The organism is Lachnospiraceae bacterium (genome assembly GCA_022794035.1).
In the GTDB taxonomy this organism is placed as follows: Bacteria; Bacillota; Clostridia; order Lachnospirales; family Bianqueaceae; genus CALWPV01.
Genome location: JAAWDX010000003.1, coordinates 12692 through 38798, shown reverse-complemented (window position 1 = coordinate 38798; position 26107 = coordinate 12692). Strand labels below are relative to the sequence as shown.

Annotated in this window: 22 protein-coding genes and 1 pseudogene; 3 read left to right on the top strand and 20 right to left on the bottom strand. The window is 49.8% G+C overall.

Going from position 1 to position 26107, the window contains the following annotated elements:
- Window positions 1–70 precede the first annotated feature (70 nt).
- From HFE64_01855 to HFE64_01815, 9 genes and pseudogenes are all read right to left on the bottom strand, one after another.
- Window positions 71–1492, bottom strand: a complete 1422-nt coding sequence (locus HFE64_01855; protein MCI8632214.1) for a hypothetical protein — start codon at window positions 1490–1492, stop codon at window positions 71–73.
- Between the two features lie 41 nt (window positions 1493–1533).
- Window positions 1534–2638: pseudogene (locus HFE64_01850) on the bottom strand (peptide chain release factor 2).
- Between the two features lie 35 nt (window positions 2639–2673).
- A complete protein-coding gene (secA, locus tag HFE64_01845; protein MCI8632213.1) occupies window positions 2674–5256 on the bottom strand; it encodes a preprotein translocase subunit SecA in 2583 nt (860 codons plus the stop codon).
- 76 nt (window positions 5257–5332) lie between these two features.
- Window positions 5333–5956: a GDSL family lipase gene (locus HFE64_01840; protein MCI8632212.1), complete on the bottom strand. Its 624-nt coding sequence runs from the start codon at window positions 5954–5956 to the stop codon at window positions 5333–5335.
- A gap of 18 nt (window positions 5957–5974) precedes the next feature.
- Window positions 5975–7366, bottom strand: coding sequence for a hypothetical protein (locus tag HFE64_01835; protein MCI8632211.1), 1392 nt, complete (start codon window positions 7364–7366; stop codon window positions 5975–5977).
- A 20-nt stretch (window positions 7367–7386) separates the two neighbouring features.
- Entirely contained in the window at window positions 7387–7842 is a 456-nt protein-coding gene (locus HFE64_01830; protein ID MCI8632210.1) for a CYTH domain-containing protein, read from the bottom strand.
- A gap of 14 nt (window positions 7843–7856) precedes the next feature.
- Entirely contained in the window at window positions 7857–8696 is an 840-nt protein-coding gene (locus HFE64_01825; protein ID MCI8632209.1) for an epoxyqueuosine reductase, read from the bottom strand.
- A gap of 40 nt (window positions 8697–8736) precedes the next feature.
- Window positions 8737–9252 (bottom strand): hypothetical protein, encoded by a 516-nt coding sequence (locus HFE64_01820; protein MCI8632208.1) that lies wholly within the window; start codon window positions 9250–9252, stop codon window positions 8737–8739.
- 145 nt (window positions 9253–9397) lie between these two features.
- A complete protein-coding gene (locus tag HFE64_01815) occupies window positions 9398–10834 on the bottom strand; it encodes a glucose-6-phosphate isomerase (protein MCI8632207.1) in 1437 nt (478 codons plus the stop codon).
- A gap of 165 nt (window positions 10835–10999) precedes the next feature.
- Here HFE64_01815 and HFE64_01810 point away from each other — a divergent pair, with 165 nt between their 5' ends.
- Together HFE64_01810 and HFE64_01805 are read left to right on the top strand one after the other, a co-directional pair.
- Window positions 11000–12058, top strand: a complete 1059-nt coding sequence (locus HFE64_01810) for an AI-2E family transporter (GenBank protein ID MCI8632206.1) — start codon at window positions 11000–11002, stop codon at window positions 12056–12058.
- Between the two features lie 84 nt (window positions 12059–12142).
- The gene (locus tag HFE64_01805; protein MCI8632205.1) at window positions 12143–12643 is read left to right on the top strand and encodes a pyridoxamine 5'-phosphate oxidase family protein; all 501 of its coding nucleotides are present in this window, start codon (window positions 12143–12145) and stop codon (window positions 12641–12643) included.
- Window positions 12644–12690: 47 nt separating this feature from the next.
- Here HFE64_01805 and HFE64_01800 read toward each other — a convergent pair whose 3' ends face one another.
- The 7 genes from HFE64_01800 to HFE64_01770 form a co-directional block, all read right to left on the bottom strand.
- Complete coding sequence (locus tag HFE64_01800; protein ID MCI8632204.1) at window positions 12691–12960, bottom strand: hypothetical protein; 270 nt, start codon at window positions 12958–12960, stop codon at window positions 12691–12693.
- Window positions 12961–13175: 215 nt separating this feature from the next.
- Window positions 13176–13541, bottom strand: coding sequence for a MerR family transcriptional regulator (locus HFE64_01795; GenBank protein ID MCI8632203.1), 366 nt, complete (start codon window positions 13539–13541; stop codon window positions 13176–13178).
- Between the two features lie 22 nt (window positions 13542–13563).
- The gene (locus HFE64_01790) at window positions 13564–14619 is read right to left on the bottom strand and encodes a beta-lactamase family protein (GenBank protein ID MCI8632202.1); all 1056 of its coding nucleotides are present in this window, start codon (window positions 14617–14619) and stop codon (window positions 13564–13566) included.
- A gap of 424 nt (window positions 14620–15043) precedes the next feature.
- The gene (locus HFE64_01785; protein MCI8632201.1) at window positions 15044–15805 is read right to left on the bottom strand and encodes a hypothetical protein; all 762 of its coding nucleotides are present in this window, start codon (window positions 15803–15805) and stop codon (window positions 15044–15046) included.
- Window positions 15806–15924: 119 nt separating this feature from the next.
- The gene (locus tag HFE64_01780; GenBank protein ID MCI8632200.1) at window positions 15925–17907 is read right to left on the bottom strand and encodes a S9 family peptidase; all 1983 of its coding nucleotides are present in this window, start codon (window positions 17905–17907) and stop codon (window positions 15925–15927) included.
- A 60-nt stretch (window positions 17908–17967) separates the two neighbouring features.
- The gene (asnB, locus tag HFE64_01775; GenBank protein ID MCI8632199.1) at window positions 17968–19506 is read right to left on the bottom strand and encodes an asparagine synthase (glutamine-hydrolyzing); all 1539 of its coding nucleotides are present in this window, start codon (window positions 19504–19506) and stop codon (window positions 17968–17970) included.
- 133 nt (window positions 19507–19639) lie between these two features.
- The gene (locus tag HFE64_01770; GenBank protein MCI8632198.1) at window positions 19640–20590 is read right to left on the bottom strand and encodes an L-lactate dehydrogenase; all 951 of its coding nucleotides are present in this window, start codon (window positions 20588–20590) and stop codon (window positions 19640–19642) included.
- A gap of 114 nt (window positions 20591–20704) precedes the next feature.
- On the opposite strand from HFE64_01770, the gene HFE64_01765 reads away from it, so the two are divergent.
- On the top strand, window positions 20705–21826 hold the full coding sequence (locus tag HFE64_01765) for a cell filamentation protein (GenBank protein MCI8632197.1): 1122 nt from the start codon (window positions 20705–20707) through the stop codon (window positions 21824–21826).
- A 58-nt stretch (window positions 21827–21884) separates the two neighbouring features.
- Here the strand turns inward: HFE64_01765 and HFE64_01760 are convergent, their stop codons facing one another.
- The 4 genes from HFE64_01760 to HFE64_01745 form a co-directional block, all read right to left on the bottom strand.
- Window positions 21885–22832: a transketolase family protein gene (locus tag HFE64_01760; GenBank protein MCI8632196.1), complete on the bottom strand. Its 948-nt coding sequence runs from the start codon at window positions 22830–22832 to the stop codon at window positions 21885–21887.
- A gap of 1 nt (window position 22833) precedes the next feature.
- The gene (locus HFE64_01755) at window positions 22834–23679 is read right to left on the bottom strand and encodes a transketolase (GenBank protein ID MCI8632195.1); all 846 of its coding nucleotides are present in this window, start codon (window positions 23677–23679) and stop codon (window positions 22834–22836) included.
- 183 nt (window positions 23680–23862) lie between these two features.
- The gene (locus tag HFE64_01750) at window positions 23863–24654 is read right to left on the bottom strand and encodes a nucleoside phosphorylase (GenBank protein ID MCI8632194.1); all 792 of its coding nucleotides are present in this window, start codon (window positions 24652–24654) and stop codon (window positions 23863–23865) included.
- 5 nt (window positions 24655–24659) lie between these two features.
- Window positions 24660–26039 carry an MATE family efflux transporter gene (locus HFE64_01745; GenBank protein ID MCI8632193.1) on the bottom strand — a complete coding sequence of 460 codons (1380 nt, stop codon included), beginning with the start codon at window positions 26037–26039 and terminating at the stop codon, window positions 24660–24662.
- Window positions 26040–26107 lie beyond the last annotated feature (68 nt).

The window sequence follows — 26107 nt, the reverse complement described above, 5'->3', positions numbered from 1 at the left end:
CCGGCGGCTGCAAGAATAATATGCTGTCTAAAAAGAGGCTCCCTCTTAAGAGAAAGCCTCTTTTTCTTTATTAAATATGTCCTTTCAGAATCCAACTGGCTATATCCTGTATAACCTGCTCTGGCACTCGCCCGGGCATGTCAAATTCTTTATAGTGTCCGGCAAAACAGCCCTGCGACGGTGTGAAGTAGAAGTTGAGTCCTTCGTAACTTTTCAGCGTGGCCCAGTCTGCTCCTGCCAGCTCCTGCTGCCAGGCAGCAAAATCGACGTCCTTTGTAATCTGAAAGCTGGCGTCGCCCTGCAGAATAAGCGTCGGCTTTTGGGCATCCTTCATGGCCTGCAGATAATCAAAGCTAAAGAAATCCTTCCAGAAATATGCCGGCTGCAGATCGACAAACTGTCCCAGCAGCTCTTCTTCATCCATGTCATTGTATTCCGCTTCTGCCAGAAAATCCCGTTCTGCCTCCATCTTGCTGACCAGATAGTAAATCTTTTCATCATCCTGATCTATCAATCCATAATTGATATATTGATCATAGATCACATCATACCACGGTCTGGGAGAACTCGACAGCAACACCATACCGGCGTAGTTTCCGCCCTGCGCATCTGCTCTGGGCGCTACAGTTGCTCCCTGGCTATGCCCGATGTAATAAATCTGCTCAGCGTTCACATAGGGCTTGCTGCGCAAAAGCTCTGTAGCTGCTAAGGCATCATCCGTATATTCCCATGCCACAGTGAAAAGCTCTGCCGGTGCATCTGCCATCTGCCGCTGCTCACGATAGGTGGCAACCTTTTTATCATATCGGATAGAGGCAATTCCTTGCTGAGCCAGCCCCCAGGCTAAATCCCGGTACAAATACGTGTTGCCTGCTTTAAGGTCCACCGTATTAGGACCATCGCCCCCTACCAGCACGACAGCCGGCAGCTGATCGCCTGCCTGTGCTCCCTTGGGGTAGGTGAGCTTTGCGGCTACCGGATATTCCGTATCCGCTCCCAGCGTAATCGCTTCTTCCGCTACCTCATCGGGCATCTTAGCGCCTGCAAGCGCTGCCTCTCCCGTTTCGTACAGATACAGCATCACCAGCTCAAAGTCGCTGGTATACATGGCCGATATCTGCATCTCTCCTTTTTCCATGGAGGCTAGGAAAACAAAGACCATTTCGTTGCCATATTGATAGCTTTCAGAAAGAGAAAAGCCCTCGATCTGTCCATAAACAGGCTTATACTGCTGCCAGCTTTCCCAGAAGGCCTCAAAGGTCTCTGCGTCCTCCTGCCCATAATGGTAGCCCAGCTGATTGATCTCGTCCAGTGAATCCTTCTGCATCGCTTCCATGATCTTAGACATAAACATGCTTGCCTGCACATCATCCACATCGCGCGTTTCATCCAGCGGTTTCCCATAGACGGTTCCCGTGATGCATCCGGTACAGCTAAGTGCCAAGACGCCGGTCATCAGACATATCAACGCTTTTTTTAACAGTTTCTTCATACTAACCTCCATTCCGGAGCACTAAGTGCACGAAAAGTCCTTTACCGGTTAATCCAGGCCAGATAGGCATTCATAAAACCATCCAGATCTCCGTCCATGACGGCCTGAATATTACCGTTTTCCTCTCCTGTCCGCAGGTCCTTTACCAAACGGTAGGGCTGAAATACATAGGAGCGGATCTGACTGCCAAAGGCATTGTCCTTTACCTCGCCGCGGATATCTGAAAGCTTCTCGCTCTGTTTCTCCTTTTCCAGCTCATACAGCTTGGCTTTGAGCATCATCATTGCCTTATCCTTATTTTGAAACTGTGACCGCTCATTCTGGCACTGCACAACAATACCGGTAGGCAAATGAGTAATACGGATTGCGCTGCTGGTTTTATTGACATGCTGGCCGCCAGCGCCGCTCGAACGATAGGTATCGATTCTGAGATCATCCATATTGATATCCACCTGAATCGTATCGTCCAGCTCCGGCATGATCTCACAGGATGCAAACGACGTATGGCGGCGGCCTGCCGCATCAAACGGCGAGATACGCACCAGCCGGTGCACGCCCTTTTCTGATTTTAAATAGCCATAGGCATTTTCGCCTGATATCTGAATGGTTACGCCCTTAACACCGGCCTCATCCCCGTCCAGATAATCCAGTACCTCTACCTTAAAGCCGTGCCGTTCTGCCCAGCGCGTGTACATCCGGTACAGCATTCCCGTCCAGTCGCAGGCTTCGGTGCCGCCGGCGCCGGCATGCAGCGTCAAAATCGCGCTTTTATGGTCAAACTCGCCGGACAGCAACGTAGAGATCCGCAGCTTTTCATATAGGCGCGCAAAGGTATCGATCTGCTCACGGATCTCGGGAATCAAAGATTCATCCTCTTCCTCCTCGCCCATTTCCAGCATGACCTCTGCATCCTCGTAGGCGCCCATCATTTCATCAAATTCATCTAATGTCCGTTTATAAGAACCGGCCTCCTGCACAATCTTCTGGCTCTGTTCGGGATCATCCCAAAAGCCCGGCTCAGATTGTTTTCTTTCCAGCTCTTCTACCTTGAGTCTTAGACGATCTAAGTTAAAGGGACTCACCCAGTTCTGCTAAGGCTCCCTTGTATTTGTCAAGTTCAAATTTGAACTCATCAAATTCAAGCATTTCTGTCACCCTCTCTGTTTTTAATTTTTACCGCCTCAGGCATTTCTGCCGCAGCAGTTCTTATATTTTTTGCCGCTGCCACAAGGGCAGGGGTCGTTACGACCTACCTTTTTTTCTGTCCGGCGCACCGGTTTCTTAACCTGACTGCTGTCCTGACCTCGGTTGGTGGAAATATTCTTCCCAATCTCCTTCCGCTCGACCTCCTGATTTTCCACAATTTTCACTGCAAACAGGCTGCGGATCGTTGTTTTTAGAATATTCTCATTCAGCTCCTCAAACATATCATAACCAATCAGACGATATTCATCCAGCGGATTTTTCTGTGCAAAGGCCTGCAGACCAATCCCCTGCCGCATTTGATCCATGATGTCCAAATGATCCGTCCAAAGCATATCGACGCTGTGCAGCAGGATTTTACGCTCCACCTCGCGCATGCGCTCTGGCTCAATCTCCTGCTCTTTCAGCTCATACAGCTTATGCGCATTATTTTGCAGTCCCTGTATCAGCTTTTCAGGCGTAGTATCGGCATAGTCCTCCTGCTTGATCGCAATCTTGCCCATAGGAATCACCGTTGACAGCTCTCTGGTCAGCTGGTCCAGATCCCACTCCTCCGCATATTTGCTTTCAGCAGTTACTTCTTTTACCTTATCCTCAATCAGGCCATCCATCATCTGCAGCAGATCCTCCCGCAGATTGATCCCGTCCAGCACACGACGGCGCTCTGCATAGATCGTCTCTCGCTGCTCATTCATTACCTGATCATAATCCAGCAGACGTTTTCGGATTCCGAAGTTATTCTCCTCTACCCGCTTCTGCGCTTTTTCAATCGCACCGCTGAACATCTTATCTTCAATCGGCTGATCCTCCGGGATACGGAAGGTTGTCAGCACCTTCTGCATTCTATCGCCGCCAAAGATCCGCATCAAATCATCTTCCATAGAAACATAGAAGCGAGAAGCGCCGGGATCTCCCTGACGTCCGGAACGTCCGCGTAGCTGATTATCGATTCGTCTGGACTCATGCCGCTCGGTTCCGATAATCTTTAAACCGCCAAGCTCTGCCACCCCTTCTGCCAGCTTGATATCCGTACCACGGCCGGCCATGTTCGTTGCGATCGTGACAGCGCCCAGCTGTCCGGCATCCGCTACGATCTCTGCTTCGCGCTCATGAAACTTTGCGTTCAGCACATTATGGGCAATGCCCTCTTTTTTCAGCATTTTACTCAAAAGCTCTGACGTATCGATCGTAATTGTGCCCACCAGCACCGGCTGCCCTTTTTCATGGCATTCCTTAATATCGCGCACCACCGCATTAAACTTTTCCTTCTTGGTGCGGTACACCATATCCGGCAAATCCTTTCGCTGTACAGGCCGATTGGTCGGCACCTCTACTACATCCATAGAATAGATCTGCTGGAACTCGATTTCCTCTGTCTTAGCCGTACCGGTCATACCGGATTTTTTATGATATTTGTTAAAGAAATTCTGGAAGGTAATCGTCGCAAGCGTTTTGCTTTCCCGCTTCACCTCCACCTTTTCCTTGGCCTCAATTGCCTGATGCAGGCCATCGGAATACCGGCGTCCCGGCATCATACGCCCTGTAAATTCATCGACGATGATAATCTGATTATCCTTGACGACATAGTCCTTATCCTTTGCCATCAGATAATGCGCCTTCAGCGCCGTATTGATATGATGGGCAATCTCTGCATTTTCCGGGTCGCCTAGATTTTCCAGATGGAAAAACTGCTCTGCCTTTTTTACGCCCTGCTCGGTAAGGCTGCATGCCTTATCCTTTTCATCAACAATGAAATCGCCCTCTTCAATGACTTCCTCATTCATCAGCTGCGCCATCTTGCTCTGGTCGCCAATCACGCGCCCCTTCTGAAGCCGTGACGCCAGCATGTCCGCCTGCTGATACAGGGATGTGGATTTGCCGCTCTGCCCGGAAATGATCAGCGGCGTACGCGCTTCATCGATCAGCACAGAGTCCACCTCATCGATGATTACATAGTGCAGATCCCGCTGCACCATCTGCTCCTTATACACCACCATATTATCCCGCAGATAGTCAAACCCGTACTCGTTGTTCGTTCCATAGGTGATGTCACATGCATAAGCCTCCCGGCGCTGCGCGTTATCCATCCCATTTAAAATACAGCCTACGCTCAGTCCCAAAAAGCGGTGAATCTGACCCATCCACTCGGTATCACGCGCTGCCAGATAATCATTGACGGTCACGATATGAACGCCCTTTCCTTCCAGCGCATTCAAATAGGCCGGCAGTGTAGACATCAGTGTTTTACCCTCACCGGTTTTCATTTCGGCAATCCGCCCCTGATGCAAAATAATACCGCCGATAATCTGCACCGGGAAATGCCTTTGGCCTATCGTACGCCACGCGGCCTCGCGTACGGCCGCATATGCCTCCGGCAGTAAATCATCGAGCGTCTCTCCCTGACCCAGTCTCTCTCTGAACTCTATGGTTTTATGCTTAAGCTGGTCATCCGACAGCTGCTCCATTTCGCTCTGCAGCGCCAATACCTGATCGACCAGCGGCTGAATCCGTTTAATTTCTTTTGTACTAGGATTTCCAAAAATCTTTTCCAGTAGTTTCATGCTTACCTCCGCCTATCTATGATAAAATATTTTACCATCTTGCTTTTTAGAATGCAACTAAAGAAAGATGAACAATTCATGAAGACTGTCCTGATAAAAGCGGCTGTATATACTGCGCGTACAGGCTGCCGATCAACTGAGCCCCCTTCTGTGTGGGGTGCACGCCGTCCTCTGCAAACGATAGCGGATCCTCTCCGATGTAGGCGGCCGCCAACAGCCCATCCGTCGGGAGATACACATCGGCAAATTCCCGCGCCAAGCGGCGGATGATCTGAATCTTCGGATCCAAATCCTCTCGAAAGAACTGCTTGTCCGCGGCCGGAATCAAAAATGGCTCCAGCATCATGATTTTTGCCTTTGTATGCTGCTTTATGCCTGTCAGCACATTTCGGTAGCGCTCCTCAAATATGGCATCTGGAATCCAGATTCTGTCTTCGGCATGGTGCCAGGTATCATTGACGCCGATTAAGATTGAAACAATATCCGGCTGAATGTCGATGAAATCTGTCTGCAGACGGTCTACCAGATCCTTTGTCTGATTGCCGGATATTCCTAAATCAATAAATTCAAATGTCCCGCCCGGATTAGCCCTGCGGATATACTCAGCTGCATACAGCGGGTACCCTTTGCCCAGATCATGCATATTCTGCCGGTCCCTGCCGGCATCGGTAATGCTGTCTCCCTGAAATAGTATTTTCATCCCTTTGCTCCTTCCGTTTTACCAGCCGCTTCTTTCCATAAAGCGCCGCCCCACTTCAGTAAAGGCGCCTCTCAGCTCCTGCATATTCATATTGTGCGTGGCAAAGCGGCTTTCCCAAAGACCGATGCTCCCTCTCAGCTTATCCGCGCCTCCCTGCACAATAAGCGTATCGTTCTCCGCGCTCACGCGCCGCAGTCCTTTAATATCCACCTCTTGATTAAGCAAAATGACATTATAAAAAGGAACCTGCTCAAGCGGCCACTTAAGATACCCGGCCAGCTCACTTTTAACCGCGGCCATATTCTGTGCATTTTCATCCACCATATTGGGGATTTTCTGCGCCGTCAGATCCTTATCGCCATCTGAGTACAGCGCCCACTGCGCGTCCCGCAGGTCTCCCTGTATCCGCCCTGTATAATAAGTCGTGTGCACGACATAAACTGCCTTTTCAGTCAATATCACAAATTCCGGTCTCCGCTGCTGCTTGCCATTTTCATAGATCCAATACGGATAGAGCAGCCCTCTATACTCCCGCAGCATAGCCGCGTCTTCCTTTTGCCGGTACGTAACCGGATAATAATTCTTGCTGAGCGACGTATACACCCTGCGGCACCACCTCTGCTGCGCATCCATATGTCCGAGCTCACAGCCAAAGGCATGATAGAACGGCGTTTTACGATATTCGCCGATCTGCTCAATCCTCCGCGCAGCCTTTTTTGCCCCCACTGCGGCGCCAATGATCATCACCAGCAGTGTAGCAGCTCCAGATGCTGCCAGAAAAATCATCTCCGTATCCCCCTGCAGCTTCTCCTTCAACAATAGATATCCAAGAAGCACTGCCAGCCAGGTGACCAGCAGTCCAATAACAGCACCGCCCAGACCCATCATGCGCCGGTATTTTCTGTTCGCACGCTGCGCCCGTTCCTCTTCCTGCAGCCAATGCGCTGCGCCCGCATTCTCATCCGGTTCCTTTGCTTCCGATTGCTGTGCGTCCTTCTCGTCTTCTGCTTCCTCCGGCTGCGCCGGCAAATCCGCTCCCGGCTTTTCCTCTTCTGCCACAAAGCCATGCTCCTTAGCCTGCTCCGTCCAGTAGGCAGCTTCCTTAGCATCGGCTTCCACGCCGATGCCCAGCTCATAGCACTGTCCGAGCCAGTACATGGCCTCCTCATCGCCGCCTTCCGCCGCCTTCCGGTACCACATCGCGGCCGCTTCCATATCCTTATCCGGCCACGGCGCATACTGCCCGCTCATATATATAATTCCAAGGAGCTTGCAGGCCTCCGGCATGCCCTTTTCGGCAGCGCTCTTCAAAAACTGCAGCCCCTCATCGTGTTTATCCTCTTCGTTTTGTTGATAACACTCCATAGCCTTATGATATAAAGCCTGAAGCTCTAGCTGTGTATTTTCCATATGCTTTCTCCGTATTGTAATCAGCCTTCTGATAATACGCTGTTATGATACTTCCTACTTTCTGATACATCCTCGCCAAACCAGACTGGCGGTACAAAGGCATTCATCTCCGCTTCTGACGGAAACTCTACCTCCACCAAAATAAGTCCGCTCAGCTCCCCTTCAAACTGATCCAGCTCTGCCGTATACCCCTGCGCCAGAGGAATACGATATCGCACCTTTTCCAAAATACGGCCCTCTGTTTTACGGGATAAATCTTCATATGCCTCCCGCGTCAGCGGCAGCTCAAATTCCTGCCGCACAGAAAGCCCCTCCCCTTTGACCGTTAACACATAAGAGCAGCCTTGCTCTGTCTCTATTTTTCTCAGCCGAATTACAGGGTTCCGGCTGATATAGCTCTGCGTCAGACGGCTGTGGGAAAATGCCTCCAGCCGTTCGGGCAGCTCCTTCACTAAATATTTCTTTTCAATTTCCATCTCCGGCTCCCCGGCTATTTTTCCTTCATCCACCTTAAATTCCGTCTAAGAACCTCCGGCCCTCTCCACGTAAAGGCTCTATCTGGATATTTCTGTAAAAACTGTTTCTTAGAAAGCCCCTCCAGATCTTCTTCTCTTAAAAAATCAATCCGATCTTCTGTAAACTCCCGGATAGGCGATAGGGGCACCTGCTGATTATGCGGACACACCTGCTGGCACACATCACAGCCAAAAATGAGAGAATCCCGGTAAAAGATTTCCATCTCCCACGGCTCCAGCTCCCCTTTTTTCTGCGTAATCCCGCTTCGGCAGCGCTCCGCCCGAAAGCCTCCTTCCGGCTGCAGCGCCCCTCCTGGACAGTGGGAAATGCACCGCCCGCAGCCTATGCATTCTGACCGTCCGGCTGCCGGCAGCACATCCGGCTCAAAAACTGCGTTAAACGTCATATACGCAATAAAAAAATAGCTGCCATACTGCGGATGAATGAGCATCTGATTGCGGCCTATAAATCCAAGGCCTGCCCGCAGCGCCAAATATCGATCTGCCAACGGTCCCGTGTCTGCATAGATGCCGTAACGCAGCTCACTGCCCAGACACGCCTGCAGCGCTTTGGCTACCGGCTCAAGACGCTGTTTCGTCACCACATGATAGTCCAATCCCCGGCAATATAATGACAGATTGCCTTTCTTGTCTCCCGCATAATAAGGAAAAAGGACAACCACAATGGAGCGGATATCCTCAGATGCTTCCTGCGGCTGCGGACTTAGAAACGCATAAGAAAATAAGCTTTGATCCTCCAGCCCTTTCCTGATGATTTCCTTTCCTTTAGCCAGCTCCCGCTGCATCCACTCCACCGGGTGTCCTCCTTCATTTTGATGTATGCTTAATACACACTTATTTGCTGGTTAAACCCATCACGCGATTGAGTACTTCATCAAAATTCGTAGTAGAATTTGCGTAGGTATTGATCTCATTCTGCAGATTGTTGATCTTAGCAGCATCCTCTTCGCTCAGATTGCCGGTCACCGCATAGTCATAAGCCATACCGTACAGCTCCATGCTGGCATCCAGCATTTTGTCCATTTCCTCAGCATACTGCTGCAGAAGCTTCTGATCCTCAGCATACTCGGCCGGTGCTGTCGTATTGGCAATCTTGTTATATTTCTCTTTTAAATCCTTGCAGATTTTGTCCAGCTTTTCTACATTTTCCTCATAAGCTGCTTCATCTTTGTTATTAACAGCCTCCAGAACTGCATTCACCGTATCCTGTACGTCCTGATTCATGCTCTGCACGTCTGTAATAACCGGACTCAGCTCATCTCTGTAAGCCTGCACCTCATCCTTTTTGCAGCCGCTCAAAGAAAATACCATGAGCAAAGCCAAAGCGACACTGATAACTTTTTTGGTCATTTTTTTCTCCATTCTGCTGCCCTTGCAGCGTTAACAATATTTTTTCCTGTAAAATATGGGGCAGGCTACAGGAAACCTGCTCTAACAGAAAAACTCCGTAAAGTCGTTCTCCTATTATACATAATTCATATGACGAAGGCTTTCTTTAAATAATATACTTTGCCTCCGCCTGCGGGCGCGCATCGAGCTCCGCCTTCACTTCTTCATAGCCCGGCCGGCCAAACATCGCATAAGTGGCATTTTTGCCGCCCTCTACGCCTGGCTGATCAAAGGCATTGATCTGCAGCAGCTCTCCGGCAAAGGCCGTGGCTACCTCAAACATATAAAGCAGCTGGCCAATTGTAAATTCATTAACCTCTGGAAGTGTGATCGTCATGTTCATTTTCCCGGCCTTTAAAAGTGCATACTCCGTTGCCATCTGCTCCGTTAAAATGAGCTGATTTTGCGTAGCGCCGCCTAAAAATCCCAGAGACGGAATCTCCTGATAGATTTTGGGGATCGTAATCGTTTCCCGATACCGGTCTACGCCTAAGAAAACAATCATCTTGTCAAACGGCCCCTCCGCATACAGCTGCACCTGCGAATGCTGATCCGTCACTCCAAGCGCCTTCACCGGCGTCTGGCCTGCATTCACGACGCTGCCGTCGTTGCCGAATTTTTTGCCCAGAGATTCTGCCCAAAGCTGAGCAAACCAGTCGGACATATATTTCAGGGAATCAGCATAAGGCATCATAACCTGAATGTTCTTTCCCTGCTGCATGGCAATATAGCTTAGAATTGCATACATAAAGCCAATGTTAGTATAGGTATTTTCATCCTGACACAGCTCATCCATATAGGCAGCGCCTGCCAAAAGCTCCCGGATATCAATTCCTGCCATTGCGGCTGGCAGCAAGCCAACCGGGGTCAGCTCAGAAAAACGACCGCCCACGCCTGCCGGAATCACAAAGCTCTTATAGCCTTCCTCTTCGCAGATCGGACGCAAATTGCCCTTCACCGCATCCGTCGTGCAGACGATATGCTTGGCCGCCTCTTCCTTGCCCAGCCTTTCCTCCAGCATCTCTTTAATGATCATGAACTGCGACATGGTCTCTGAGGTGCCGCCGGATTTAGAGGTTACATTAAACAGCGTTGTTGCCGGATCGATGGTATCAAACAGATACACCAGCCGTTCCGGATCCACATTATCCGCTACATAAAACTTAGGCCAGCCTCCGCGCTTTTCACGCGGCAGCTCATTATAATACGGATGGTTAATCGCCTGCTGCAGCGCAATAGGACCCAGCGCAGATCCGCCGATGCCCAGCACAACAAAGGCTTCAAACTGATCCTTCACTTCATTGGCATAGCAGAGGATATCCTCTACCACCTCAGCCTGATTATACGGCAGATCTCTCCAATCCATGCCGCCCTCTTTGCGCTTTTGCACCATCGCAGCTTCCGCCAAATCAATCTTTTCGGATAAAGCTGCCAGCTCCGCCTCGGTAATGCCTTTTTCGCCCACAAACTTCTCCATCATATTGTTAAAGTTCAAGCGAATTTTCATATTTCTCTTAAAGTCTTCTTTTTCGTAGCGTGCCATTTTCTTAACCTCCGGTTTCAATTGACATCGATACATAATTATATACCTAGTTGTCTGAATCGTCAACCAAAAACGGCAATTCATAATTCCGAATTTTGCCACATATTATAAAAGAAATGACAAGCTATTTTATGCGGCATTTTAATTCATCCCGAGGTACGTGCTATGAAATCCTTTTTTTCCTCCTGTTCCCGTCATTTCCCCTTACTCATCCTGTTAACAGGCCTTTATCTATTATTTGAAAAAGGCGGCCTTGCCCTGATCATCACCTGTCTGCATCCGCTTTTAGCTGCAGCTGCCTGCATCTATCTCCTAGAACCCATTGTCAACTTTTTCAGCGATACCCTCCGCCTTCCCCGCCTGCTCTCACTGCTGCTCACCTATTTAGGCTTTTTTGCCTTTCTCGCACTCCTTCTCCTTTTCCTTATTCCCGATTTGTTGCAGGCACTGTCCGATCTGCTCGGCAGCCTCCCGGCCCTATATGCACAGCTTTCACTCAGCGCCTACCTGCAGCCTTTTCTCGAAAAGCTGCCCGAATTTCTGGGAAGTCTTTTCGATCTGCTCACTTCCCTCTCCTCGCTCCTCAGCGGTCTCGGTTCCTTTTTCATCGCTCTTATCATGTCCTTTTATTTTCTCCTCACGCACCACTCCTTAGGCGAAGCCACTGCCGCTTCCCTCTATCATCTCCTGCCGGTTGCTGCCGCCGAGCGCTCCCTGCTTATTCTCAGCCTGCTAGACCGCGCCTTCCGCGCCTTCATCAGCTCCAAGCTCCTCCTCAGCCTGATCCAGGCCGCTGCCATCTTCTTCAGCAGCATGGCCGCCAACCTTCTCTTCCGCCTCTCCATCCCCTCTCCCCTTTTCATGGGGCTGCTCACCTTTTTCGCCAATCTGATTCCATTTATCGGTCCCCTGCTCGGCATCCTGCTTTGCTCCTTCCTTTCCTTTTTATATGGGCTGCCCGAAATGATCGTCACCTGCTGCCTGCTCCTGCTCTGGCAGCAAATCGACAACCTGTTTCTCAGTCCTCACTTTTTGAGCAGTTCCTCCGGCCTGTCCCCCTTTTGGGTCCTCGCCGTCATCACAGCGGCCGCCTCTCTGGGAAATCTCTGGCTGCTTCTGACAGCCGTCCCCCTAACGGCATTCGCTCAATCTCTTTTGCGCGCATGGCGCGAAGGGTTCTCTGCCTGTTCCCTTCCGCCCAAATGGCTGCGCTATCGTCCATGAGCTGCGCTTCTTTTCTTGACTTTTGATGGCTTTTCACTTATGATAGGCATAAATATGTGATACCAAAAGAGAAAGGGAAATCGTATGATTCGAGAAATGAGAAGAAGCGGCCAGCAGCTGCCTCTTGATGATTGTATTGCTATTATGAAGGCAGGAACCTCTGGCGTGCTTGCGCTCATGGGAGACGAGCCGTATCCTTATGCGCTGCCGATGAGCTATGTCTATGACGAGGGTCGCATCTTTTTTCATTCGGCCAAGACAGGTCATAAGATCGACGCGCTGCGCAAAAAGAATGAGGTTTCTTTTTGTGTGATTGATCAGGATGAAGTCATTCCTGAGACTTATACAACGCATTTTCGCAGTGCAATCGCTTTTGGCCGGATCCGTTTTCTTCAGGATCATACGGAGCGGATGCTTGCCTTGCAGAAGCTGGCTCTAAAATATGCGCCCGATGACACAGAGGAAAACCGCAGCCATGAAATTGAAAAATCTTGGGATTCGGTATGCGTTCTGGAAATGATCGTAGAGCATCTGACCGGCAAGCAGGCCATTGAGCTGGTGAGGAAAAAACAGGAAAATGCTTAAAAAATAAAAGGACAAACGACATTACTCCGTTTGTCCTTTTTTATTGTTTATTTTGTGATATTCCCATAAATAATACGGCGGATGGTGTCATACGCTAACCCATACTGCTTGGTCAGCTCTTCCATCTTGACTCCCTCTTGATAAGCTGCGCAAATCGCCTGATTACGTTTGCGGTAGTATTCTCTGGAACCGCTTTTTTCTCCCCACTTTTTGGGGCTGTAAGCATTGGGAATATATATTAAATTGCCGCTGACATGCTTTTGGATTTCCCGAATCAGCTCTGCCGGCAATATCTCTGCTGCATTCAAATATTTCATCTATCCTTGCTCCTCATCTATCCTAAATAATCGCTTAGATAAACAAGGGCCTGTACCCGACAGCGCAGCAGGGTAGGCAGTGATTAAAGGCTCACCGTGCCCTCACTATACCGTCGGACTTTGACACTTGTTTATTTCCTTCTTCTGATGACTTACTCTTCTTTCTACTCTTCGAATATCTAACATGATTTTACCTCCTGATTTTATTTGATTTCTTACATACAGCCTGCTTTTTGCAGTACATCATATCGTTCAATTTTATCGTCCAAATGCTCCAGCGCCTCCTGCATCTCCTGCATCCGCTCAGTCAGGCGCTGCCGCTGCTCTAAAAGGATCTGCAAGCGCTCCTGCGCTGTCGCGTCCCCTTCTTTAAATAGCTTTACGTAGCTAACCAGCGCTTCGATCTGCAGTCCTGCACAGCGCATGCACTTGATAAATTCGACCCATCTACAGTTTTCCTCTGTATAATCCCGCACTCCGTTTTTATTACGGTTGACCGGCGGAATCAGCCCGATCTTTTCATAATACCGCAGCGTATCGGCCGTTATATGATATTTTTCACTGACCTGTGCAATCGTCACTGCAATCACCGTCCCTTTCGCATTAAAGCGCCTGATAAATCGCCTGGTTCAGCTCTCTGCGGAATTCATTGGTATTCGTTCCATACCGATCGGGATAGCAAAGCCGATTAGTAAAGGCGATGGCACCGATGCCTTTCTCCGGGCAAACCCAGATACAGGTGCCGGTAAAGCCGGTATGACCGCAGCCTGCCGGATACATATCACCCGTCTGCCAGCCAAGCCCGCGTCCATCGGTCTGTTCCTTCATCGACTGCTGAAAGAGCGGCGAGCTGCTGTTTAGATACAGCCGGCCAAGACGCTCATAGGCATCCACATTGGCAAAAATGCCGGCATGCCCTGCGACTCCGTCAAAGAAATAATGTGCGTTTCCGTCATTCACGGCGCCCAGCGTAATTTCTGTTTTGCTGCGCCAGCCATCAAAGGTCAGCCCGCGCTCTGCGCACATTTCTTCTTCGATGCCGTTGCCATAGCTGGACGGTGCCATATTGGTGAAATCCTTAGGCAGGAAATCCATATGCGAGGCCTCAAGCAGCTGTTTAAATTCTTCCTGACACTGCTGCAGCGGTTTTCCCTGAATTTTCTCAATCACTTTTCCCAGCAGCATGAAATTCATATCGGAATACACCATCCCCGGCTCGATCTCGGTGCTGCCGATAAAAGATTCAAATACATCGTAAAAATCCTGCCCTGCCTGCACATAGAAGGGATACCAGTCAATGATGCCGGATGTATGAGTAAGCAGCTGATACATAGTGACATCTTTAAGCCGCTCATACAGGGTCGGTCTCGCCTTGATCTCGGTCAGCACTTCTGGCACAGTGGTTTCCAGCGTAAGCTGGCCGGCATCCATTAACAGCAAAATCTGTGTAGATGTTGCGATTTTGGTCATAGAAGCCACATCATATATAGTGTCTGGGTTTACGGGCTGCCGCACGGATGTGTGGGTGGGGTTATCCCCTAATGCTGTGCGATACAGTGTACCCTCCTTATCAAAAATACCTACTACTACTGAAGGGAAATAGCCTTTATCAATATATGCACGACAGATCTCGTCGACAAAAGAAAAATCCTGATTCATCATTCCATCTCCTTAAACTTGGTGTTGTTCTTTAGTATAAAGCAATTTGCACAAAAACTCAAGCTTCTGCATAAAAAAAGTACTTTAATATTTTGAGAGGACGGTCCGTCCCTTTGTCACCGCGTTACCTCATGCTGATATTTCCTATTTTAACGTGCCTCGGGCCCTTTTTGCACGTTGCCTTCCTGCTATTTTTGCTGATTTAACGGGGCAAATTGCTGCTTTTCTCAGTTAGATCACCCTTCTCTTTTCTAGGATAACGTGCCTAACGGCCCATTTGATACGTTAAATCACTGCCAAAGGCTTATCCCTAACGGTCCTAAAACACATTCTCTACGTTAAATTGCTCCAAATGCCCTTCTCAAAACTACCCCCTCATGCTAAAGGGACGGACCTCCGCCCAGAGGGGGCCAAGCCCCCTCAATTACAGCCCATACGCCGTAATCATTCTCCGCACCGCCCTCATGCTAAATGCCCCATTTTCATCGTATGTCACGATCAGATTTTTCATCTGCGTGAATCCCTCTTGGCGGTACAGCTCCATCTTCCTTTCAAAATTCTTTCGATACTTCACATCATCCAGCAGCCCCGCATGCTCCCAGATCACCATACTCCCATCTGCGCGCCATATCACAAAATCCGGCTTCAGGCTCACGCCCGCCACCATCATCTCCCTCTCATACTCATATCGAATCCCCCGCGCACTCAGCATATTAGCAATCATCTCCTCCGACTTAGACGCCACCAGCTCACCGCGATCCGTCAGATGCTTATAATTTGCAGCATATTTCTTGCCCGCTGCCTCCTGCTGCGCAGCCGCCTGCTTCTCCGCCAGCATTCCGTCCTGCCCGCGCTGCGCCTCATATTGCCGCAGGACATCCGCCCCGTCCAGACCAAACATCCGCAAGGCCCCCTGCAGCTCCTGCAGAAACTGCCTCTGCTCCTCAAGCCTCTGCTGCAGCTGTTTCATCACCCAAATTCTCTCCTCCACCTTCTCAATCTCCGTCCCTTTCACATACCGCTGCACCTGCTTGCCGCCGCAGCGCACCTGCCAATACATCCGCCCTCGTTTTCGCACAATACACCCCGGCGTATGCGTCAGTACCTTCTCCAGCTGCATAGCTCTCTGCTGCTGCTCCCAGAACATCTCCTGCAGCTCCTGCAAATACCTCTCTCTTTCCTGCATAAAAAACCCTCCCAAAAGCTCTTTACTATTAGTATCGAACCTTTGAGAGGGCAAATCCCACACTAACCCAAAATATTTTTAGCGGCGCAGCCGCAAAACCTCATAGCAAACGCCCTGCCTCACAGCCCCAGAGCCTTTTGTGCAAACAGCTGCATCTCCGCAATCGTCCGCCAGTAGACCTCGCCGCTGCCGCGGTCGTGGCTACCCTTCGCCAGCACGCGCAGCAGCACCGGATTCTCGCTCTGATTGCACTCCTGCATACGCGCCGCGAACTTTTTGCCATGATACGGCGGCACATTGTTATCACATTCTCCGGTCTGGATATAGATACTGGGGTAATTCACCTTTTTCACATTATGATACGGCGAGTAGCTCAGCATATACTCAAACATTTCTCGGCTCTCCCGCGGATTGCCATACTCTGTGATATACATCGGCCCGCGGTCATCCTCCGCAAAATGGATCATATCCGTATGCGGCACGGAATCGATCACGCAGCCAAAGAGGTCCGGCCGCATCGTCACCAGCGTCGACATCAGAAGGCCGCCGTTAGAACAGCCGGAAATAGCAATATGCTCCGGCGCCGTCCATCCGTCCCGGATGATCTGCTCTGTGATGCCAATAAAATCATAGTAACAGTTTTTCTTTTTCATGCCCATGCCTTCTTCATGCCAGCCAGTACCATATTCGCTGCCGCCGCGCAGGGAGCAGAGCACATAGATGCCGCCCTTCTCTGCCCAATCCGCAATGTCAAGGCCGCTCACCGCTTCCTTATGCCCCGGCAGCATCGCCGAATTATAGCCGCCGTAGCCGTACATCCACACCGGATTTTGTCCGCTGCGCTGAGTTCCTTTTTTATACACCATAAAATACGGAATCTGCCGTCCGTCTTCCACAGAAGGCGCAAACCGCTGCTCCACAATCAGATCCGGGTGCTCCGCTGCCTTTTCCGAATGCAAAACCTTCATCTGTTCTCCGTCAAAGGCCAGCGTCATCGGCCGGCAGGTAAACGATTCAAACTGCAGCAAAATGCCCTCGGCAAGCCGTCCTATAATGCCGGCCGTACCGATCTCCTCCGGCAGAGCCACTACGCTCTCCCGGCCATCTTCTATACATAAAATCCGGGTGCGCACATCCGCCATCGCCATCAGATACAGCTTTTCACCAAGCACAAAACCGCTGTCCAGCACTTCTTTTTCTTCCGCGCGCACCACTCTGGCCGCTGAAAGTCCTTGCCCATTCTCCACCGCCAGCACCTCGCCAAACGAGCTGGTTTCCTTAGAGATAAAGAAATGCTGGTTCTGCATAGAATCCACATACTGCATTTGGGTGCTGCGGCTCTCAGTGATATCCACAGTTTTTCCGGTTGCCTCTTCATATACAATAAACCGCGCATGCGAATAATCGCTCATCATCTCCATCATCAAAAACCGGTCATCCGTCGAAGCCTGCACCGTGCCAAACACGGAATACGCTGAGTCCTTGTAAATGCAGACAGTCTCGCCGGTCAGCACCTGATAGCCCATCACCCGCGAGTGGCTTTGCTGCGTGGCAGCATCGGAGATCGTATCAGAATAGTAAAACACCGGCGCCGTCCTTGACCATGTGCAGCTAAATGTATTTTCCGCCTTGGCCAGCACGCGCTTCTCCTTCATGTCCACGATCAGAGCAGCCGGACGCGCCGCGCCATCGTATAAGCCATAGATCGCTATCTTGTCGCTGTCTGCGGGACACACCTTAAGCTCAAAGGGCGTAAAGCCTTCGATCTGCTTTTGTCCCACGATCACAGCCTCTTCCTCCATGGCCGCATTCAAACGCACCAGACTGTAGCAGCCATCCTCAATCCGGGTAGCCGCATAGCCCCCTCTCCACGGCGAGATAGAGCGATACGTTACTTTTTCGCCGGCAGCCTCTTTTAACTGCCGCACCTTCTCCTCAATCTCCTTTTGGTCAAACCATGCATCCGTATACGCATTCTCCCGCTTGACCCAGTCCAGCACCTCCGGATCCTTCGCCGCCTTCAGCCACGCATACGGATCCTCCAGTGAAATTCCAAAAAACGTTTCCTCAACATCTACTTTCTTACAGCTAGGATACTTCATCTGCGACTTCCTCTCTTATGTTCATTTATCCAAGATTGTACCACAGATCCCTGCAAAATCCTACCATTTCACAAAATATTCCTCATACCACACCAGAAATGTATAAATCGTCCATATCTTTCTCCAGCTTTGGCGATTGCCGTTTAAGAAATCCTCTAAGAGCGCCGTGAGAGGAGCCGGCTGGAAAAACCGTTCTGCCAGCGGCCCCTGCAGCTTTTGCTTCACATCCTGATTATAGCGGTCGTCCGCAAGCCAGTCCTGAATCGGGACGGCAAAGCCCAGCTTTTTGCGAAAGGCCGTCTCCTCCGGCAGCACCTTGGCCGCTGCCGTACGAAAGGCTACCTTATTTTGTCCGGCAGCAATCTTATATTTTGAAGGCATACGCGAGGCAATCTCCAAAAACTTCATATTTGTAAAGGGCATGCGGATTTCCAGTCCCGCTGCCGCGCTCATCTTGTCAATATTCAGATAGATATCGCCTTCCAGCCAGAGCCGGATATCAATCATCATCATTCTTGTCAGCGGATCCAGTCCCTTTGTATCTGCATAGATCTCCTGCATCAGCTGAAGCGGCTGAACGCTTTCATCATATCGCTTTAGAATCTCCCGTTTTTCCTCTTCGCGCATGATATTGGTATTGCCCACATAGAAGCTTTCCAGACGCTCACCGTATTCCTCTGCCTTTTGATAGATATGATAGCCGCCAAAAAATTCATCTGCTCCTTCTCCCGAATAGCACAGCCGTGCTCTTTTGCCGACCTGCCTGCAGGCAATGGCAAATACGACGGCCGAAGCATCGCCCAGCGGCTGCTCCATCTGTTTCATCACATAGGGAACCGCCGCAAAATAAGCCTGCGGCGTCACAAGGCATTTCTCATTTTTTCTTCCAAGCGCCTCCGCAATCTGCTTGGCCAGCTCTGCCTCATCATATTCTTTTTCTTCATAGCCGCACGAATCTGACACCGCCGCATCTGACATGGCGAGTAGATACGAAGAATCCACACCTCCTGAAAGAAATACCTCTGCCTGCTCGTCTTCTTCCTTGGTCTCTCTCATTACCTGCTCCAGCGTATCATGAATCTCATCCGCCCACTCCTGCAGCGTCCGTCCTTCTTCAGGGCAAAACTTCGGCTTCCAATAGCACTGGACCGTAAGCCTGCCCTCCCGCCAGATCAGATAATGCCCCGGCATTAGCTTCTTTACGCCCGCAAAAAAGGTGTCCTCTCCCGCTATATAAGTCATATTCAGATACAGCTGCAGCGCCTTTTCATTCAGCCTTTTGATAAACCCCGGATCCTTCATAAAGCTTTGCAGGCTGTGCCCATACAAAAGCCGGCCCTCTATTGTTTGATAATAATAGAACGGCTTGGTGCCAAAGGGATCGCGCATGCAGAAAAGCTCCTGCCTCTCCTCATCCCATAAAGCTGCCGCAAACATCCCGTCGAGATGCTGCGGCAGATCATATCCCCATGTCTCGTATGCCCTGATCAGGATCTGCTCCTCCCGCTCCTGTCTGGTAAGATCACAGGCAACTCCTAATTTCTCACAAAGCATTCTCCAGTTGCGAATCTGTCCCCTATACTCCTTTATCTCAATCATTTGCTCTCCCTCTTTCTGTGGTATTCATATAAATGATGCTTTAACTATATAAGGGAAAAATTGCGAGGGCTTCTCCGCTTTGTATACACTTTGTAATATTTTGTTTCTAACTTGCTTCTTATATTGCAAGCCTTCAGATTGTCAACTGATCATAAAACTGCTTTAGCGTACGGGAGGAACGCTGAAGCTCGGCTACCTCCTCCTCTGTCAGCTTCAGATTCAAAATGCTCCGTACACCAGAGCGGTTAATAAATGCCGGAAGTCCCAGATAGATATCCTCTGTGCCATACCATCCGCTGCTTCTTACCGAAACGGTCAGCACACTGTTTTCATCATTAAAAATCGCCTTGGTGATCCGTACCAGCGCCATGCCGATCCCATAATAGGTAGCCTTTTTCGCTGCAATAATCTTTTGCGCAGAGGTGCGCACCTGATTCTCAATCCCCTGCAGATCGCAAAAATGGCATTGCTCCTCGTATTCCTCACAGATATCCAGCACCGACTTGGTGGCTACCATTGCCTGTGACCACGGTACAAATTCAGAATCTCCATGTTCGCCGATCACATAAGCATGCACATTGCGGGGATCCACTCTAAAATATTCGCCAATCATATAGCGAAGCCGTGCGCTGTCCAGCGTTGTGCCGCTGCCGAGTACCCGCTGCGCCGGGAAGCCTGAAATATCATGGATGATCTGTGTAATGATATCCACCGGATTCGTTGCCGTTAGAAAAATCCCCTGAAAGCCTGAGGCAACAATCGGCTCTACGATGCTGCGCAGCACCTTGGCATTACGCTGCAAAAGGTCCAGTCTGGATTCGCCGGGCTTTTGCGCCACTCCGGCGCAGATCACTACTAAATCTGCATCGCTGCAGTCGGTATATTCACCTGCACGGATTTTCATATGCGAGGAAGCAAACGGAATGCCATGGCTCAGATCCATAGCCTCTCCCTCTGCTCTTTTTTTATCGATGTCAATTAAAATCAGTTCATTGCAAATCGGCTGGTTAAGCAATGCATAGGCATAGCTCATCCCCACCATGCCGGTCCCCACTAATACGACTTTTCTTTGATCATTGATCATAACGATAGCATCTCCTTTTTCAAATAGATCATTTATCTCTATTCTGTACAGGCTGCCGGCATTTATGTTATAATAATTAAGGTAAGTGATAAAATGTGATGCGAGGTAATCGATATGAAAAAAGACCCCTTTAAGGAATACTTAAAAGAGTCTGAGCCGGATAAAGCTACTAAAGGATATGCATGGAGTACAGCAATTGGGCTTCAAGCAGTGGACGGGCTCAAACCATCAAAATATTTGATTGATACTGCTATTCAGAATATCGAGGGTAGAATTACTTTTAAAGAGGCTCAGCGTCTTATTGACAGTTATTACGAAGAAAAACCCATGCATACCTCCGATAATGAACGCACTGAAGAAGCTGATAAAGTATCTTCCCGCATTGCCGAGATACTTTCTGAAACAGCGTTTTCTTTTTCTCCTAATGAATATATTTCAATTCATCATAAACTCTTTCAAGGAATATATAAGCATGCAGGAAAAATTAGAGATTACAATATTACTAAAAAGGAATGGGTCCTTGACGGAGCAACAGTTTTATATGGAAGTGCTTCACAGCTTAGAGCTACACTTGAATATGATTTTTCACAAGAAAAGGCTTTTAGTTATAAAGGGCTTTTAATAGATGATATCATCCACCATCTTGCTATATTCATTTCAGGGCTTTGGCAAATCCACATTTTCGGAGAAGGTAATACAAGAACAACAGCCGTATTCTTTATCAAATATCTACGAATGCTTGGCTTTACTGCAACCAATGATATATTTGCAGAAAATGCATGGTATTTTAGAAATGCACTTGTTCGTGCAAATTATACTAATTTACAGAAAGGCATTCACGAGACAACAGAATATCTTGAAGCATTTCTGCGGAATTTACTTTTAAATGAAAAGAATGAACTGCATAATCGGGATTTGCACATAAGCAGATTTTTAAAAGGTGAAAAAGTGGATATTCATGATAAAAAAGTGGACATTGAAAGTGTACTTTCTAAAAAGGGAAAAACGTTCTCCATAAAAACTATCGCCCATATTCATAGATTGTTTGATCAGTTTGGCTTTACTGAATTTTTTGGCAGGAGTGCTGTGATGCAGCTTCTGGATTTGAAAAGCTCGGGCGCTTCTAAACTGATTTCTAATTTGCTTCAAGCAGGCATAATTATCCCCATATCCGGTCATGGAAAGGGAAAATATCAATTCAAAAAGAATCAATCAGAAAACACAGATAAAGTATAAAAAAATGACGGAATCATTTTTCCGTCATTTTTCATATTCACATCCACTAAAAACGCTCTCAGGCTTCCTGAATAAACGCTTCGCAGACCTCTGCCAAATGCTCCGCCGAGAGGCCAAACTCCTTTAGCAGCTCGAGCGCCGGTCCCGAATGACCAAATACATCGTTCACACCTACGCGGCGCACAGGCGTGGGACACTTCTCCGAAAGCAGGCTGCATACCGCTTCGCCAAGTCCGCCTACAATCGAATGCTCCTCTGCCGTAACAATACGCCCCGTCTCCTTAGCCGCCTGCAACACGATCTCCTCATCCAAAGGCTTAATGGTAGCCATATTGATCACGCGCACGCCGATGCCCTTTGCTTCTAGCAATCTAGCCGCGTCCATCGCTTCCTTTACCATCAGGCCAGTTGCGATGATGGTGACATCCTGTCCGGGATGGATCACCTCTGCTTTACCAATTGCAAATTCATAATTTTCATCCTTGTGAAATACAGGAACAGCCAGACGGCCAAGCCGCAAATACACCGGTCCCTGATATTCATACGCCGCTTTTACCGCTGCGCGGGCCTCTGCATCATCGGCCGGGCAGATCACGACCATCCCCGGAATGCTGCGCATAAGCGCGATGTCCTCGCAGCACTGGTGGCTTGCGCCATCCTCGCCGACTGAAATACCGGCATGCGTCGCGGCGATCTTGACATTGCACCGCGGATAGCCGATGCTGTTGCGGATCTGTTCAAATGCGCGGCCGGCCGCGAACATGGCGAAGCTGCTCACAAAGGGGACCAAACCGCAGGTGCTCATACCGGCAGCGGCGCTCATCATATTGGCCTCGGCGATGCCGCAGTCAAAATAGCGCTCCGGAAATGCTTTCTTGAAGATTTCTGTTTTGGTCGCATCGGCAAGATCTGCAACCATTACCACGATCTCCGGATGCTCCTTACCGAGCTCAACTAACGCGTTTCCGCAGCTCTCTCGGGTGGCAATTCTCTTTTCTTCACTCATCTTATTCCACCTCCAGCTGTGCAAGCTGAGCTCTCAGCTCATTCATTGCGATTTCATATTGTGCGTCGTCGGGCGCCTTGCCATGCCAGCTGCCCACATTTTCCATATAAGATACGCCCTTGCCCTTAATCGTTTTAAGGATGATGCCATAGGGCTTTCCTTTTGTCTGTTTTGCCTGCGCCAACGCCTGCTCGATCTGGTTAAAATCATGGCCGTCGATGGTCTGAACGCCAAAGCCAAAGGCTGCCAGCTTTTCGTCGATCGGATAGGGGCTCATGACCTCATTCACCCAGCCGTCGATCTGCAGATTATTATTATCAATGATCACACACAGGTTGTCCAGATGATAGTGAGATGCAAACATCATGGCCTCCCACACCTGACCTTCCTGAATTTCGCCGTCCCCCAAAAGCGTATAAACGCGCTGCGGTTTTTTCTGATATTTCAGTGCCAGCGCCATGCCGACTGCCGTCGAAACGCCCTGTCCCAAGCTGCCGGTGGACATATCCACACCGGGCGTCTCCGTCATGCACGGATGCCCCTGCAGGTAGCTGCCGATTTTTCTTAGCTTCTGCAGATCCTCCGGAGGAAAAAAGCCCCGATGCGCCAAGGCCGCATACAGGCCCGGGGCCGTATGTCCCTTAGAAAGCACAAAACGATCCCTCTCCTCCCATGCCGGATTCAAAGGATCTACCGTTAGCTCCTTAAAATAAAGATACGTAAAGATATCGGCCGCTGACAAGCTTCCGCCCGGATGTCCGCATTTGGCGGCATGCGTCCCCTCGATCACGCCCATGCGCACCTTGCAGGCCATGATCTGTAGCTGTTTGAGTTCTTCCGAAGTCATTGAATCTCTCCCATTCTTTTCATATGCTTCTTACATGCCCAGCATAAAAATACTAGGCGACTGACCCGTTCCCTGTCATTCACCTAGTATTATACACATTTCCTCTCACAAGTGCAATCAAAAACACAACTTCTCTATTTCATTCAAAATGAATAAATCTTTTGCTGCTTCTCTGTGAAAAACCTACAAAGCACCCGATCCCGCCATCAAAATGCGGATCGCCTCTATCGCACATCGAATGGCCCGGCTGCTGTCATACGTAATCTGATCCGGCAGCCCCTGCTTGGAACGCTCCACATTCCAAAGAGCTGTCAGCACCGCTCCGCAGCGCGCACGGCGCGCCAAACCGACGGAAAATACCGCTGCGCATTCCATCTCCGATGTGAGGCAGCCACAGCGCATGTAGGCGTCCCAGCGCTGCTCAATATCACGGCTCACAGGACTTGCCTGCGGCTCTACCTCTCCGTAGAAGCTGTCTTTAGAATGCACCACGCCCACATGATAGCCATGCCCCAGTGCTTCATCTGATAGCTTTTTAGCTGCCTGCTCCAGCGCCTGCACTACCTCATGGTTTGCCACCGCCGGATATTCAAGCGGCAGATATTCGCGGCTCGTGCCCTCGCCGCGTACAGCAGCGCTTGCAATCACCAGATCGCCGCCTGTCACGGCAAGATCCATACCGCCGCTGGTCCCTACGCGGATAAAGGTATGCGCGCCGCATTTAATCAGCTCTTCTACTGCAATCGCCGCTGAAGGGCCGCCGATACCGGTTGAGCAGACCGTCACCTTTTGACCGTCAAGCCATCCAGTATACACCGTATATTCGCGGTTTTCCGCTACGCAGACGGCATTTTCCAGCAGCGCGGCAATCGCCGGCACCCGTCCCGGATCGCCGGGCAGGATCACATATTCTCCGACTTCATCCGGCAGTGTTTGAATGTGAAACTGCCGCTCCTGATCCATAATACTGGCCATCGATTTTACTCCTCTGCCATTACAGGCTCTTCATGCAGCTGCTTCCATTTCTTCAGCCAGCCGCCTTTGAGATAATAAATCAGATAACAAAGCGACGCCAGCCCCCATGTCAGCGGATAACTAAACACGATCACATTGAAATCCGTCCAGAAGGGCATCGCAATCATAAGCCACAGAATCCGCACCGCGCACATGTTGATCATCGAAATCGCCATCGGCACTACGGCATTGCCGCTTCCTCTGATCACGCCTGCCAGCACATCGGTAAATACAAACAGGAAATAGGTCATACAGCGCATCCGCAACGACTTGATGCCAAAGAAGATAACCTCTTGTTCATCTGAAAACATTTCAATGAGCGGTTTTGCCGCAAAGCCGGCAATCCAGCCTACGGCAATGGTTGCGCCAAGACCAATCAGAATCGAGGTTCTCGTCCCTTTTTTCACACGGTCCATCTTGCCGGCGCCCAGATTCTGCGCCGTATAGGTGGTCGTTGCCAAGGAAATGGCATTGAGCGGCATATATACAAACGAATCGATACGGCTGGCTGCCGAGTGGCCGGCCATGGCCGCTGAGCCAAACATATTCACCTTAGACTGAATCACGATATTAGACAATGAAATCACCATCGACTGCACACCGGCTGGGAGACCGATCTTGGCAATCTGCCACAGGATCTCCTTGTCAAAGCGAATTTCCTTCAGATGCAGGCGGAACGGTCCGCTGGTATGCGTCAAATTGTAAATGACGAGCACAGAAGACAGCACCTGAGAGCAGATCGTTGCCAGCGCCACGCCGGCCACGCCCAGGTGAAATACGATTACAAAAATCAGGTTCAGCACTACGTTTGTCACACCGGAGATCACCAGATAATACAGCGGCCTCTTAGAATCGCCGACCGCACGCAGGATTCCTGCTCCAATGTTATAAACTGTTAATGAAATAATGCCGATAAAATAGATCCGCAGATAGAGCGTAGCCTGATCCATGACATCATCTGGCGTGCTCATCCATTTGAGCATATAGGGGGATAAAATCACGCCGACTACAGCCAGCACCACGCCAAAAGCGATTGCCAGCGCCATAGCTGTATGTACGCTCTTTTCCAGCTTTTCATAGTTTTTAGCGCCGTAATACTGCGAAATGACTACGCCTGAGCCTGTACCCATGCCCATGAAAAAGCCGATAATCAGTCCGGTCAGTGCACCTGTGGAACCTACCGCAGCCAGTGCCGTACTTCCAACAAAACGGCCAACTACCAAGGAATCAGCCGTATTGTATAACTGCTGAAACAGGTTGCTGGCCATAAGCGGAAGAGCAAACAGCACGAGCTGCTTCCAAATGGTTCCCTCTGTTAAATTGGTGACTCTTCCTTTTCCTCGCATCTTATTCCTCCATTCCGAAGCGTATGTGGCAGGAATGCCATCTGAGCTTATTTGTGACGCTCCGGCAC